General features: G+C 67.4%; 12 protein-coding genes and 1 pseudogene. 6 read left to right on the top strand and 7 right to left on the bottom strand.

All coding sequences use genetic code 11. From position 1 onward, the window contains the following. Positions 1-34 precede the first annotated feature (34 nt). The 5 genes from istA (at position 35) to OHA25_RS07395 (ending at position 6,109) form a co-directional block, all read left to right on the top strand. Positions 35-1,384: an IS21 family transposase gene (gene istA, locus OHA25_RS07415; RefSeq protein WP_442942072.1), complete on the top strand. Its 1,350-nt coding sequence runs from the start codon at positions 35-37 to the stop codon at positions 1,382-1,384. Between the two features lie 57 nt (positions 1,385-1,441). After that, the gene (locus OHA25_RS07410; RefSeq protein ID WP_327586844.1) at positions 1,442-1,753 is read left to right on the top strand and encodes a hypothetical protein; all 312 of its coding nucleotides are present in this window, start codon (positions 1,442-1,444) and stop codon (positions 1,751-1,753) included. A gap of 69 nt (positions 1,754-1,822) precedes the next feature. Then, positions 1,823-3,040 carry a tyrosine-type recombinase/integrase gene (locus OHA25_RS07405; RefSeq protein WP_327586843.1) on the top strand — a complete coding sequence of 406 codons (1,218 nt, stop codon included), beginning with the start codon at positions 1,823-1,825 and terminating at the stop codon, positions 3,038-3,040. Further along, positions 3,037-5,469, top strand: coding sequence for a tyrosine-type recombinase/integrase (locus OHA25_RS07400; protein WP_327586842.1), 2,433 nt, complete (start codon positions 3,037-3,039; stop codon positions 5,467-5,469). Before OHA25_RS07405 ends, OHA25_RS07400 begins: the two co-directional genes overlap by 4 nt. 325 nt (positions 5,470-5,794) lie before the next feature. Beyond that, complete coding sequence (locus OHA25_RS07395; RefSeq protein WP_327586841.1) at positions 5,795-6,109, top strand: hypothetical protein; 315 nt, start codon at positions 5,795-5,797, stop codon at positions 6,107-6,109. A 160-nt stretch (positions 6,110-6,269) separates the two neighbouring features. Here the strand turns inward: OHA25_RS07395 and OHA25_RS07390 are convergent, their stop codons facing one another. Further along, the gene (locus OHA25_RS07390; protein ID WP_327586840.1) at positions 6,270-6,461 is read right to left on the bottom strand and encodes a hypothetical protein; all 192 of its coding nucleotides are present in this window, start codon (positions 6,459-6,461) and stop codon (positions 6,270-6,272) included. Between the two features lie 988 nt (positions 6,462-7,449). Here OHA25_RS07390 and OHA25_RS07385 point away from each other — a divergent pair. Beyond that, positions 7,450-7,698, top strand: a complete 249-nt coding sequence (locus tag OHA25_RS07385; RefSeq protein ID WP_327586839.1) for a hypothetical protein — start codon at positions 7,450-7,452, stop codon at positions 7,696-7,698. 31 nt (positions 7,699-7,729) lie between these two features. On the opposite strand, the gene OHA25_RS07380 is transcribed toward OHA25_RS07385, so the two are convergent. From OHA25_RS07380 to OHA25_RS07355, 6 genes and pseudogenes are all read right to left on the bottom strand, one after another. Further along, positions 7,730-8,359 (bottom strand): hypothetical protein, encoded by a 630-nt coding sequence (locus OHA25_RS07380; protein WP_327586838.1) that lies wholly within the window; start codon positions 8,357-8,359, stop codon positions 7,730-7,732. Positions 8,360-9,143: 784 nt separating this feature from the next. Further along, positions 9,144-10,698 (bottom strand): annotated as a pseudogene (locus OHA25_RS07375) (ISKra4 family transposase). 70 nt (positions 10,699-10,768) lie between these two features. Further along, the gene (locus OHA25_RS07370; RefSeq protein WP_327586837.1) at positions 10,769-11,332 is read right to left on the bottom strand and encodes a hypothetical protein; all 564 of its coding nucleotides are present in this window, start codon (positions 11,330-11,332) and stop codon (positions 10,769-10,771) included. Positions 11,333-11,523: 191 nt separating this feature from the next. After that, complete coding sequence (locus OHA25_RS07365) at positions 11,524-12,006, bottom strand: S26 family signal peptidase (RefSeq protein ID WP_327586836.1); 483 nt, start codon at positions 12,004-12,006, stop codon at positions 11,524-11,526. Continuing rightward, positions 12,003-12,536: a MauE/DoxX family redox-associated membrane protein gene (locus OHA25_RS07360; RefSeq protein ID WP_327586835.1), complete on the bottom strand. Its 534-nt coding sequence runs from the start codon at positions 12,534-12,536 to the stop codon at positions 12,003-12,005. The genes OHA25_RS07365 and OHA25_RS07360 overlap by 4 nt, the downstream gene beginning before the upstream one ends. After that, positions 12,533-14,383: an ABC transporter ATP-binding protein gene (locus tag OHA25_RS07355; RefSeq protein ID WP_327586834.1), complete on the bottom strand. Its 1,851-nt coding sequence runs from the start codon at positions 14,381-14,383 to the stop codon at positions 12,533-12,535. The genes OHA25_RS07360 and OHA25_RS07355 overlap by 4 nt, the downstream gene beginning before the upstream one ends.

Here is a 14,383-nt window from a genome sequence, read left to right as displayed (position 1 = left end):
GGAGCCGTATTCGATGCTCACACAGGGGGAAGACGTGGAAGCGCAGGCTTTGCGTAAACGTGGCTGGTCGATCTCGGCGATCGCGCGGCATCTGGGCCGCAGCAGGCCGACGATCCGGGCGTATCTGAACGGCGAGCGGGTGCCGGGACAGCGGCGGCGAAGCGGAGCTGATCCGTTCGAGCCGTACGCCGAGTACTGCCGGCTGCGGCTGGACGCCGATACCGGGGATCCGCACGTGTGGGGCACCACGTTGTTCGACGAACTGGTCGGCCTGGGATATGGCGGTGGCTATTCGACCTTCACCCGGGCGTTGCGGGCCCGGGGGTTGCGGCCGGTCTGTGAGCGGTGCGCGCACGCGGGTGGCCCGGTCGAGTATGTCCGGATCGATCACCCGCCCGGCGTGGAGACTCAGTGGGACTGGCTGGAGCTGCCCGATCCGCCGGCCCGATGGGGCTGGGACAAGGGGGCGCATCTGCTGGTCGGCACGCTGCCGTACTCGGGCATCTGGCGGGGTGTGCTGACCGAGTCCGAAGATCAGCCGCATCTGATCGAGGCGTTGCGCGGGGTGGGTGAGCGGCTGGGCGGTGTCAGCGCGGAGTGGCGCTTTGATCGGATGGCCACTGTGTGTGATCCCGGCAGTGGCGAGGTGTCGGCGTCGTTTGCGGCGGTGGCCAAGCATTACGGGGTGATCGTGCGGGTCTGTCCGTCGCGGCGGGGCTGGCGCAAGGGCAGCGTGGAGAAGGCCAACCATGTCGCGGCGCAGCGCTGGTGGCGCACCGTGGGCGAGGATCTGTCGCCCGGCCGGGCGCAGGGCACGCTGGATGAGTGGTGCCGCCGCAGGGGTGACATCCGGATCCGGAAGATCGATGGCGGCAAGGTGAGCGTGGCCGAGCTGGCCCGCCGTGAGCCGCTGAGGCCGCTGCCGGCGCAGGCGTTCCCGGCGGTGCTGGAGGTCGGGCGGGTCGTCTCGCCGCAGGCGCTGGTGAGTTTCCGCGGCAACTTCTACTCCGTGCCGCCGGGGCACGCGGGCGAGGTGATGCTGGTGCGGCACCGGCTGGGCACCGGCGTGCTGGAGGTGGTTACGGCGGGCGGAGCGGTGCTGGCCGCGCACGCCCGGGCCGTCGATCACGCCGGCGTGGTGATCGAAGCGGCCGGGCACGTCGCCGCGCTGGAGGCCAAGGTCCTGGCCGCCCGCGCCCGGCTGGGTGGGGGCGGGCCCTGCCCGCACAAGACCCGCCGGCCACTCTCGCCCGCCGCCCGCGCCGAAGCCGACCGGCTGCGCGGCACCGGCGCCGCTGCGGCACCGGTGGCCGACTTCGCCGCCTACGCCGCCGCCGCACGTCCGTTGACCCCTCGTTCACCGGCCCCGGACGCCCGGTCCTGACGCCCGCCGGTCCGATCCCCCTGAACCACCACGCCGTCTTGAGAGGGGACTACTGCGATGGACAACGACGTCACCGAGCCCGACGTCACCGAGCCCGACGTCACCGAGCCCGACGTGCTGGACAAGCGTTTCACCTGGGGCCTCATCCTCGAGGTCTTCCAGGTGCTGACCAGCCACGGCTACCTGCGGCACAGCCATCACGCCACCGGAGCGGCCGTTGGCACGCTCGGTGAGCTCTGCCGCGTCTATGAAGGGCACTGGAGCGGCTGCTGGGCCTGCAGGCCAGTGCCAGCGCGGCACGCAGGGCCGACAACAACCTGCGCTTCGCCAGCCTGCCCGCGCCCTGGAGCCTGGAGGACTACCCGTTGACTGAACTGCCGGAGGAGTTTTCCCAGTTCACAGGACAGGAGAGCAAGGGGTCAGTTACGGTCCGTGCTCATGCTCGAAGACGAGTCGCAGCGGGATCTGGCCGAGTTGCTGGTCCCGATCGTGGGTGCCCTGGAGGAGACGGGCGATCCGTGGGAGCCGTTCCGGCTGATCGATCCTGCGGGGGCAGCGGTGCAGCCGGTCGCGGTGTTCTTGCGCGACCTGCAGGCGGCAGATCGCAGCGAGGCGACGCTCAGGTCCTATGGGATGGATTTGTTGAGGTGGATGCGGTTCCTTTGGGCGATTGGGTCGCCCTGGGACAGGGCGACCCGGGCGGAGGCTCGTGATTTCTGCCGGTGGATGCTGGTGGCGGGCAAACCGGCGCGGCCGCACTGGCGCAGGCCAGACGAAGCGCCCGCCGGTACGGTAGGCGAGGCGTATGCTCCGTCGGTCCGGGCTCACAGCGAGACGGTGCTTCGCCGCTTCTACGACTTCCACCTCGACGCGGGCACCGGGCCGATCATCAACCCGTTCCCGCTAGACCGGTCGCGGCGGGCCGGGCGAGCGCATGCGCACCACAATCCGATGGAACCGCACCGCAACGAGCGGACGGGGCTGTATCGGCCGAAGGTGCCGACCAGGATCCCTCGCAATATCCCGGACGCGGAGTTCAACGAGATCTTCGCCCGCCTTCCCTCGCATCGGGATCGGGCGCTGGTCGCCTTCTATGTCTCGACTGGGGCGCGGGCCTCGGAGCTGTTGTCGGCGACGCAGGGCGGCGTCGATCCCGGCCGGCAGCTCATCACGGTGACGCGTAAGGGCAGCGGGGCGGTCCAGGAGCTTCCGGCGTCCAGTGACGCGTTCGTCTGGCTGCGGCTCTACCAGGTGGAGATGGACGAACTGCTCCCCAAGGGACGACGTCAGCCGTTGTGGTGGACCCTGCGCAGACCCTTGCGGCCGTTGACCTATCACGCGGCGCACCGCATGTTCGAGCGGGCCGGTGAAGCGGCCGGAAGTACGGCGACCTTGCATGCCCTGCGTCACACGGCGGCCTATCGGATGGCCGAGGACCCTGACCTGCCGCTCACCGATGTCCAGTCAGTCCTTGGGCACGCCCTGCTCACAACCACTCAGATTTACTTGACGCCGCGCAAGGAAGAGGTGATCCGCCGGGTCCTGGCTCACCATGCCGAACAGGTCCGGCAAGCAGCTCAGCGGGTCACGCCGACACCAGCGGCAGGCTACCGGCCCGAGACGCTCGACGTGTTGTTCGGGACCAGGACCTCATGACGCCGATCGTGGTCCTCGACGAAGCCGGGAGTCCCGACGTCGCCCTCCCACCTGCGGCGGCATCGCCGCTGGTGTCGGCGCGAAGAACCGGGGCGGATTGGGTGGCCACCCGGCAGGAACGCGCGGAGGTGTTCGCGCGGCTAACCCGAGCGCCGTTCACCCTCGACAAGCCCAACAGCCAGTACTGCCGCAACCGCGGGTTGGCGTCACTGCTGGACTGGCTGGAAGATCAGCCGGGAGACACCTGGCAGGAACGGTGGCGGACCAGCGGCGCGGAAGCCGCCGCCGGTTCATGGCGGCAGCTCCCCGACGCGTGGCTACGCGAGCGAGGCCAGCCCCAGTGGAGGTCCGGAGAGTTGTCGGCGGCGGTGTTCGTCGCGATCGGCGGCGATCTCATCCGGCCGTCCCTGCCTTGGCTGCTCACCTGCCGTCCCCGCCCGGGAGCCCTGACCAGCGTCCTGGCCCAGTGCCGCGACAGCAGCGGGTTCGCCCGGCTGCGAGCCCTTGCCGACGGTGATCCGCAGGTGAGTCCGCTGGCCACGCAGCGGACCATCCACCGCGCGGCGTTGATCCTGGCGGCCAAGGGCGGCGTCCTCACCGAAATCACCACTGGGGACGTCCTGGACTTGCTGGACATCGAGAATGAGGTCTATGCCAAGCCGGTCGGCGACACTGCGGCGTTCTACCGGATGCTGCGGACGCTGGGAGCCTTCGACGATCAGGCGCCGGCCAGCCTCCGTGCGCTGCGGACCGCGCGGCCCCGCACCCCCGATGAACTGATCGACCGATACGGGCTGGTCTGCCGCCCGATCCGCGACCTGCTGGTGGACTACCTGCGCGAACGCCAGCCCACGCTGGACTACACCAGCCTGGTGTCGCTCTCAATGTTCCTGGGCAAACGGTTCTGGGCCGACCTGGAGGAGCACCATCCCGGCATCGACAGCCTCCACCTGGCCGCCGAGGTCGCCGATGCATGGAAGCAGCGGCTGCGCACCAGAACCAAGACCGTCACCGCTCCCGACGGCAGCAAGACCGAGGCGTCGGTGCCGCGGATCAGCTTCCGCGAATGCCTGACGCCGGTCCGGGCCTTCTATCTCGACCTGGCCCAGTGGGCGATCGAGGACCCGGGCCGCTGGGGCCGGTGGGTGGCCCCCTGCCCCGTCGGAAGCGAAGAGGTCGACCGTCGCAAGGCCAAACGGCACCGCAAGTCGCGGATGGATGCCCGCACCCGCGAACGACTTCCCGTGCTGCCGATCCTGGTTCGCACTGTCGACCAGCGGCGCATGGACACAGCGGCGCTGCTGGCCGCCGCCCGCCAGACCGCTCCCGGCGACAGCTTCACCGCCGCCGGACAGACCCTGTTCCGCGCCACCACCTCCAGCCGGGCCTGCTCCGGCAAGATCTGGGCCGACGACCCCGCCACCGGCAAACGTCGCGACCTGACCCTTGAGGAGGACCGCGCCTTCTGGAGCTTCGCGATCGTGGAGGTCCTGCGAGCGACCGGCGTCCGCGTCGAGGAGCTCCTCGAGCTGACCCATCACAGCCTGGTCCAATACAAGCTGCCCACCACCGGTGAAGTCGTGCCGCTGCTGCAGATCGCCCCGTCCAAGACCGATACCGAAAGACTGCTCCTTGTTTCTCCGGAGCTGGCGGATGTCCTCAGCGCCATCATCTGCAGGCTCCGCGCCGCCACCGGCAGCATCCCGCTCGTCGCCTCCTACGACGTCCGTGAATGCGCGTGGCGGACACCCGCACCGTTCCTGTTCCAGCGGCTGCTGCGCGGCGAACTCCAGGCCATGAACCCCAGCACCGTCCGGCACCTGCTCAACACTGCGCTCTCCGATACCGGTCTCATCGACTCCGCGACCGGCGAGCCGCTGCATTACACACCCCATGACTTTCGGAGGTTGTTTTTGACCGATGCCATTCTCAGCGGGCTACCGCCCCACATCGCCCAGGTCATAGCCGGGCACCAAGATATCAACGTCACTCTCGGCTATAAGGCCGTCTATCCAGATGAAGCCATCCAGGCCCACCTGGCCTTCCTCGCCCGACGCCGGGCGCTGCGTCCTAGCGAGGAATACCGGGTCCCTACCGACGAAGAATGGCAAGAGTTCCTCGGCCACTTCGAGTTGAGAAAGGTGGCGACCGGGACCTGCGGGCGCGCGTTCGGCACCCCATGTATTCACGAGCACAGTTGTCTGCGGTGCCCCCTGCACTGGCCTTCGACCGACCATCGGCCCCGCATCGCCGAGATCCGCGACAACCTGATCGCCCGCATCGCCGAAGCCGAACGCGAAGGCTGGCTCGGAGAGGTCGAAGGTCTGAAGGTTAGCCTCGCCGGAGCAGAGGACAAACTTGCCCAGATCGACCGCCGTTCCGGCACCACCGTCGACCTCGGCTTCCCAAGCGTCCATCGAGAGGGGTGAGCCGGGTTCCGATGGGGTCTACTCAGGACACCGATCGCGTGTCACGCATACGGCCGCCCCGTGAGCCGCCTCTTACTCCCACCGGTTCGGCCCTTCCGAGCCTCGGGCGCCCCAGCGACGCCTGTTGACGGGACACTTCGATCCTCACATGCGAGTCCTTGAAGTCGCGAATTAGTTTCCGCAGACCATGATCAAATCAAAGTTCAGAGAATCCGCCACCGCATCCTCTTGGCCTAACGTTCCGTCACCACCGAAAGAGAGACAGAGCCGAAAACCGTACAGTCCCGAACGTGTAGAGGCGGAGATCCTCAACTTGAGGCTCCGAATGCAAGCAGCCGAAGCCGACACCGCTCCCGGTGCCGACAGCGCCCGCGGAATCGACCCCAGACTCTTCGCGATCGCCCTGGCCGTGGCGATCACCGAGATCATCGGTACCCGGGCTGAGGTCGTCGACAGCCGGGCCGAGATCACCCAAGACCTAGCAGCTCTCAGCGACGAGGTCGCCGGCCTTCGCCAGCAGATCAACGAACATCTCAACCACGCTCAGACCGCCCTGTTCCACAGGGTCGACTCCCTGCACAGCGACCTGGACGACCTCCGCCTCGAACTTCATCGCCTGCTGCAGAAAGACGGCGTGTAGACCCGACGCGGAACCCTACCAGCCTGCATCAGGCTTCCATTGATCACTTTCAAAACACTGCCTAGTGCGGCCCGTGCCTTCTTCTTGGCCCGGTGCAGCCTCGACCGCACGGTCGGGCCCGCGGTCACAGCGAGCCACCCCCAAACTCACCCGGCTGCCATCACGAGCACCGAACCTGGCTGTTCCAGCAGCCGCCGCAGCTGTATTCCGTTCCCGCCGGGTCGAGCCACGAGCAGGTCTTGTAGTAATGCCAGCCATTCAAACAGAGGCAGTACTTGGTGAACTCCCAGGCACTAGCCTCGGTGCGCGGTACCAGCACGGCGAGCAGTCGGTCGCTAAGATTCTTGATCATGAGCGCAAAGCCCCTTCGCCTTCCGTCGCGGTAATTTCGAAATTGCTGTCGCCTAAACCGCCGTAGCAGCGAGCATCCATGCCACTACGCAGTCGGCGAATCTTGCGGGAACCCTCCTTTCTGAAGCAGGAAGTACGACGATGAATAGAGTAACGTCCACAGCTGTCGCTGCCCTGTCTTCCAGCTGTCTCCTTTGACAGTGAAGGTAATCATACTCGACAGAGAGAATGACGGCCACCAATTACCCCATATATGCGGAGCGTTGAGGAGAACTCCCGGTGTTTGACAGTGGTGTGCGGTCTATTTGTTCTTCGCAGGACACGGTGCTTATAACAGGTCCGCTAGGCAACTACGCCCCCTACTCGACCTCGTCAGGTGAGACCTCGAAAGGATCAACACAACATGTTACGACGCACTTCTAGGATGATCGCCATCATGGACAGGAAACGCGCTCAAGCTGCGCTCCCCCTGAAACTTACCTTCGCTGTACTTACCGCGGTGGCAAGCCTGCTCCTCGCACCCACTGCTGCTCACGCGACCGGAACCACTTCCATGGATCCTGGAGGTTGCGCCGTCAGATCGGCAGGACCAGTCGGCCCGGACTCGTACGGTGCTGTCTGGTACACAGTACGAAATCGATGCACAACAACTTACATGATGGGCATAGTCGTGAATGGCCGCAGGCAATGGCTCCAGCCGGTCGTTGGTGGAGGCCTTCAATATTGGGGCGTTAGAGAGTCTCCCGACTGGAACTGGAGCGCGTACGTGGCATATTGATCTTTGGGTGTGGCTCCGCATAGCAAGAGTGGCCTCGCCTTTCGAGGGCGAGGCCACTGCTGCGCACTGGTTCACTACGTTGCCCGACTGCTGGTCAGGGCCCCGCAATCGAACCGCGACAACGGCCGGGAATGCTGGGAGTGGCGCGAGCGGGACCCGGTGCTGTCATGGCCTTCCCGACAAGAAGTGTGCGCCGCTGTCGTGGCAGGTGATGGACGAGACCGCGCGCCGGCGGGTCGTTCCGGACAGGCGGCTGCGCGAGCCGTACGGGAAAGAGGAGCGAGCCGTACAGGAGAACACGTCCTGTACGGCTCACGCGACCGGTCAGTACCTCGCGACCGAGATGGTCGTGCTGGGGCACCGGTCGGCTGCCAGGAGTACGGCCGACTCCTCCGCAGGGGTGGCCGACCCCGTGAAAATCAGCTACGACGAGCTGACCTGGACTTACGCGACGGGATAACGGCCAAAGTCGAGTTTGAATAAGCCTCCGTTTAGGGGAATTCGTCGCAGTCCTTGAGGGTGGGAGATACCTCATCGGGGAATCGGACGAAGCCCGGATAGAAGCCAACGTAACCGTTCTCCGGAACGTAAAGCAAGTGGTATGTTGAAGTGCCATATCTACAGATATGCCTGACATACATCCTTTCGTGTGGGATATGTCCGGAATTACAGATATCGGCCGGACATTGGTAGACCGCCTGAGGTTCGAAGAAGCCTTCGCGGACCTGGGCAACGCGGCCGGCATCCGAGCACCTAGGCGGCGGAGCATGGGATGTCAACCATTTAGGCTGAATGAATCCCACGTGTTTGTTCCAGTGGTTGAAGACGAGAACGTACACGCTCTCCTGGCAGATGACGGACAGACTGTGTCCGCGGTAGGCGTCGCCGAGATTACAGATGTCCGCCGGACACTGGAACAGGCTCCGGTGCGCATACTGATGCTGTATTTCGACGCGCTGACCGATACCTGCCGTACCCACGGGGTCATCCGCCCTGCTGGCCGTCCGCTCAGTAGTGTGGCGGCCCACCGTCCCGCCACTGGCGCTCGCAGGCGCGACGCTCATGACCGAAGCTACCAGGAACATGACCAGCAGGACGAACCTGCCTTTCGGATTCGTCAAGTCTCCTCCTTCAGGCGAATCTCTTGTCCGAGTCCTGATCGTCAGCTGACGATGACCTTAAATTACACGACCTCGCTTTCGCGGAACTGTCGCAGACCTGTCGCGGCGAGTGCAATACAGCTCCAGAGAAGGGTTGAAGGTTCGGGGTTTCATCGAGCATGGCGGCGAGGTCGTTATTTTACGGCGTGGATCGTTTCGCCACGTAATGCAGGTCCGCCCTCTTCGATCTCTCGTAATTGTCCGGGTTGGCTCCTACGACTGCGACGCCGCCACGCACCCCCACCGGGGACAGTGCGAATTGGGTGCGGCTCCTCCTGAGTGACTGAAGCCCGCGTTCCGCAGGTGTGTGAGAGGAAAAGCACACGGATCTGGGGCTTGAGCTGCGAGGACGCCGTCGATCACGCTGATACGGCGTGTCACTAGGGCTCGGCATCATGCCTGGTCAGGGAACCAAGGCGAGGCGAGTTCGAGGATCATGTTCTGAGCCGAAGCTGCGCTCAGGGACGAGTGCAGCTAAGACGCGGTGGGCCAACTCGCTCGTTGAGTGTGCTCATGATCTGCGACACGTTGCAGAGCCAAGACGCCCTGTTCCTTCGGCATAGCCGCCTCGGCCAGGCATGTCACCAGACCATAGCAACATCGCCGCAGGTGGATACCCCATTTTCGGGAAGTCGTGTCACTAGGGCTTTTCGCGATTTTCGCCAGCCTGCGACCTTCTGACGTGCAGTTTAGCGTCCGAACGTGCCCTGGATCGGCGATTAGCTGCAGAACGCGGGTGAAGCGATCAAGCCGTAAGGGTGTATCCGTCCTGGTAGCCGGTCTGGTGGACGCGTTCGTGTTGTCGGGCGAGATGGAAAGCCCAGTACTCCTCCAGATGACCGTTGGCGACCAGCGCGCGGAGCTTCAGCACCGCCTCGGCTCCGGCCAGGCCCCAGCGTGCCCCGGCCAGGTCGAATCTGTCGGCGATCAGATGACGGCACGCGCCCTCGACCACCCCGGTCGCGATCGGCCATCCCGCCTCCAGCGCCTGGTCATACCGCAGATGCCCGGCGTTGTTGGACAGATAGCGGATGCACGCGTCGATGCCGTCACGGTACTGCGCGCCGGCTGTGGCGGCCTGCGCCCTCAGCGTGGTGATGACCTGGCCGGTGTGCCCGGCCAGCAGGGCCAGGGCATGCCCGGCGACCCAGTCCTCCGCGGCCGGCGCCGCGGGCGGGTGCAAACTCCACGCAGCAGCCCATAACTTCTCCAGCACGTGCACGAAATCGATCACGATGTGGACGCGGATGCGGCGCCGGGCGGCTTCGGCGATGATCAGGTCGAGCTGGTGGCGGGCCCCGTCGACCAGCACGACCCAGGGACGGGCATGCGCGGGATCACGAGCCTCGGCATGATCGAACACCTTGGCGATCACAGGGCCGGGGCCGGTGACGACCGAGCCGCACAGCCACTTGCGCGTCGCGTTCGGCCGGGCCCGTGGCAGGCGCCGGCCGGATCGCCCGCCCGGGACGGCGATCACATCGTGCGGCCGCCGGGGTGCGGGTTCGGCGTCGTAGACCACCCCTAGCGTCGCCATCCGTTTGCGCGCCGGTTTCTCCCCGGCCGCCAGCCGGGTGCGGAACGTGGCCCGGGCGCGGGCGGCGGCCTTGGCGGTCGCGGGCCGCAGCGCTTCGGGGCGCATCGCGATGCCCTTGCCGTCCACGCTGATCGCCAGCACCGTGGACGCCGTGCACGGCAGCACCGTCTGCGCGGTGTAGAAGGCGTCGACATCGGCCGCGGCCTGGGCGACCAGCTGCTCGATCTGCCGTTTGCCGATCACCTGACCGCACCGTGTGGTGATCGCCGCCAGGGCGACGTCGAACGAGCCGCGCACCGTCTCGATGACCGCGAGCTTGGCCAGCCCGGCCGAGTGCCGCACCGCCGGCAGCGACAACGCCGCGTCCGCCGGATACACGTTGCGCACCCCCCGGGGCCCGCCACGCGCACCGGGTGAGCGTCACCGTCCCGGTCACCGTGGCGAGCAGGCGGTGGTGCCCGAGCTCCACCCGCCGCCGGATCACCCCGTCCGCGCCGATCACGCCCGCGGCGCCACCGTCGGGGTGGCGGGCGTGGTGTACCTGCTCCAGCTCGCGCAGCGCGCGCAGCGCGCGCAGGTCAAGGTGGGCCTGCAGCAGCAGGCGCTGCAGCTCCCGGCCCTGCTCGGTGATGGTCTCCTCCAGCCGGTCATGGGCAAGCGTCCCGGTCTGCGCGTCGCTGAGGTGTCCGATGAGCCAGTTGAAGGTGTTCCTCGCCTTCGCAAAGACGTCAGCGGTGGCCTCGGTGTCGTACGGTGCCTGCATAGGGCTCTTCCTTCGTCGGGGTCGTTTGGGTGGCACCTTCGAACCTGACGGCGGGAGAGCCCCGCCGCAATCACCCGCCCGGTAACGACGCGATTGCGTCCCGTGACCCTGCGCCATCCTGCCCGGCCATCTCGCGGGCCACCGGCTCGGTCACCGTGAGCAGTCCCGGCCCTTCTTCCTTCGCCCAGCCGCGTTCCACCAGCCGCTTCAGCTTGGAGCGCAGCCCTTCCCGCTTGGCGGCCTCATCCGGCAGTCCCATCGCCACCGCGATCTGCCCGGCCCGTATCGCCCGCCCGGCATCGGCCATGATCTCCACCGCGTCCCGGTACGCGCGCGGCAGCACCGCCGTATTCATGCCGGGTTGCCAGTGCGGCACCGTCACCACACCCAGAACCGGCGGCTGTGCCGGCGGCGCGGTGCCGGCCGCGTCGGCGGTCTCGCCCTGTCCATTGGGCTCATCGAGCAGCTGGGCCGCTTCGCCCAGGACTTCCTCGACGGTCTCCCGTGTGATCGTCAGCCGTGACAAGCGGTCCTGCTCGTCCTGCATCTGTGAGGTGAGCGCGGCGATCTGCTCGCGGATCTCCTCGATCCGCCGGCGGGCCGCGGCTTCGCGCCGTGCCAGTTCCTCGAGCAACGAGCTCATCGTCACCACCGCCTCACGGGCCTGCACTCACAGTAAAAGGCGGTTCCCCGATCAAACAGTCATGTCTACAGAAGCCCAGCTCAGGCACTCACTGAGGGAGAGCCGCACCCATCTCAAATTGGCCCTCAGCTCAGCATCACGCGACTCCCGTATCTGTGGGACACCTGACAAACTCCGCGTGGTCAGCGGCGGTCCGGCGAGGGCTGGAGGTTGGTGGCCAGTGGGCGGATGACCACGGCGCGGACGTGGTCCTGGTCGACGGGGCCGAAGACGCGTGAATCCGCGCTCAGCATGGGGTTGTCACCGAGGACGACGATGTGCCGCGGTAGTACGCGGACGGTCTGCTGATCGGCGACGCGGTCGTCGATGCGGCTGTACGGCACGGGGTCGCCGGGCAACGCGGTGACGCGTTTGAGGATCCTGTCGTTCAGCACCAGGTCGCCGGGGACCGGCGTACGGGGGCCCGCGATGCGCGCGCCGTCGAGCACGACGACGTCCCCGCGCCGTAGGCGGTGCAGACCCCATCGCCGGGCAAGCAGCCGGTCGCCGGGCCGGTACGTGGGCGTCATGCTCTCCCCGCGCACCGTGACGATCGTCAGGTAGCGGCGGATCAGGGCCACGGCCGTCACCGTCATCGCGAGCAGCCCGCAGATCGCGATGATCATTGGTTCCGGCCCTGCTCCGCCGTACTGGCGAACAAGTCCGCCAGCTCGTCGAGCGTGACGACGACGGCGCTGGCCAAGATAGCGGCCACGATAGCGATGGCCAGCCCGGCGGGGTGGAGGGCGGACTCAGGGGTGACGATCCCGGCCGCCGCCACGGTCAGGAGAACGAGGTTTCGCACGACGTGCCGCCTGCCGTACGGAGCGCCCGAGGCGCCGAAGCACGCGCAGGACGCGGGTGTGCCTCGGCGGAGCATCAGCACGACGACGACGGTGAACCCGGTCAGCAGCAGGAGTGTGGTGGCCAGCCCAGCCTGGGCCGTATACGGCACCGTCACCAGTACGGGGACGGTCAGCTCGGCGCCCACGACCGCCCGTGCTGTCGGGCGTATCGTCGCGAGCGGCAGCAGCCTCAAGTCGCGTACCGACCGCTCGAATGCCAGGAACGCCTCCGCGCCCCGGAGCTTGCCGATCGCCGAGGCACAGAACACCAGGCCGATCAGGCACCGGGCGAAGATCTCGATGTGGCTCATGGCGCCGGCTCGCCGGTCAGCGTCGGGGTCGCGGCGTATCCGGCCGCCTGGAGCCGGAACAGGGTGGCGTACTCCCCATCGCGGATGATCAGCTCGTCGTGGGTCCCGTGTTCGGCGACCCGCCCGCCGGACAGCACGACGATCTGGTCCGCCTCGCGGACCGCGCCGAGCCGGTGGGACACGAGCAGAGACGTACGGCCGGCCCGCTGCATCCGCAGCGCGGTATGGATCTCGTGCTCGGCCACCGCGTCGAGCCCGGAGCTGGGTTCGTCCAGGATGAGCAGGTCGGGCCGGTCGCGCAGCAGCGAGCGGGCCAGGCTCACGCGCTGCCACTGCCCGCCTGAGAGCACCACTCCGGTCTCCGGGTCATGGTCATCGGCATCACCGGAGAACATTCGGGTGAGCGGGGTCCGATAGCCGTGCGGCAGCTGGGCCAGCACGTCGTGGACCCCGGCGGCAACGGCCGCCTTCTCGATCCGCGCCTGGTCGCCGATCGCCGTCACGTCGCCCAGGCCGATGTTCTCGGCGGCGCTCATGTCGTAGCACACGAAGTCCTGGAAAACAGCTCCGATCCTGGCCCGCAGGTCCTCGACCGGCACGTGCCGGATGTCGACGCCGTCCCACAGGATGCGCCCCCTGCCCGGGTCGTAGAACCTGCACAGCAGTTTCACCAGAGTGCTCTTGCCCGCGCCGTTGCGGCCCACCAGGGCGGTGGCGCGGCCGTGCGGGATGAACAGATCGACGCCGGCCAGCGACCACGGATGGTCGTCGGAGTAGCGGAACCACACGTCGCGGAGCTCGATGCCGCGCCGCAACTCCGGCAGCGCCTGCGGGACGGCCGGGGCGGGTAGGTCGGGCTCGGCGCGCAGGACCGCGAGGTAGTGGCTGAACATGAGCATTTGCTGGTGCGCGAGCGCGGTCGCCGACGTCACCTTCGCCACTGCGGCCTGCACACCAGCCACCGCGGCGACGAACATGGTCACATCTCCGATGGTGAGCCCACCGCCTGCGGCCAGGACGATCGCCCATGCCAGGCCCGCTCCGCCGACTCCTGCCGACAGAAGAGCCAGGCCGCCGTGGACCCGTAGTTCGTGCCGCGCCATGCGGCTGCGGTCAGCGTCTGCCGCGCGGCGCTCGTCCAGCATCCGCCGGCGCAGGAACCCGCCCGTGCCGAACAGCCGGATCTCCTTGGCCGCCTGCACGGTCGACAGCAGGCTCGCGTAGAAGAACTCGCGTCGTTCGACCGTGCTGATTCCCCACAACATCGCCATGTTGTGTCGCGACAGGCTCAGTTCGGCCATGAGCACGGGAACCGCCGCGCCCGTGACCACGATCGCCATCACCGGACTGAGCAGCAGCAGCGATCCCAGCAGGCCGCAGACCGTGATGATCCCGGCGGCCAGCTCGAAGAGGCTGTGGACGACCTGGCCAGGGGCGCGCCCGCCGGACTGCTGGGCCAGCCGCAGCCGGTCGAGGAAACCCGGATCCTCGAATCGGCCCAAGCCGTGGAAACCGTCCACGGCCGTGAACAGACGCTCTTGAGCGAGCAGCGCCACCGCCCGGTCCGACTCCGCCCGCAGGTACTGCGCAAGCCGGGGTACCAGCGCCACCAGCAGTGTGGCCGCCACCAACCCGGCCGCGACCATCGCCAGGCCGCCCGAGCCGGCGGCAGGAACCGCGAGCCGGTCGACGACCGCCTTCGTGAGCCACGCCGCCACCACCGGCAGCGTGCCGGCGGCCAGCGCGCACACCCCGCCCAGGACCAGCGTGCCAGGCGCGGCACGCCAGGCGAGGCCCAACGCTGCCCGGACATCCGACACGGACACGCCGCGGGCCGACTCATGCAT

Source organism: Nonomuraea sp. NBC_00507, assembly GCF_036013525.1.
Classification (GTDB): Bacteria; Actinomycetota; Actinomycetes; order Streptosporangiales; family Streptosporangiaceae; genus Nonomuraea.
This window is presented reverse-complemented; position numbering and strand designations above follow the sequence as displayed.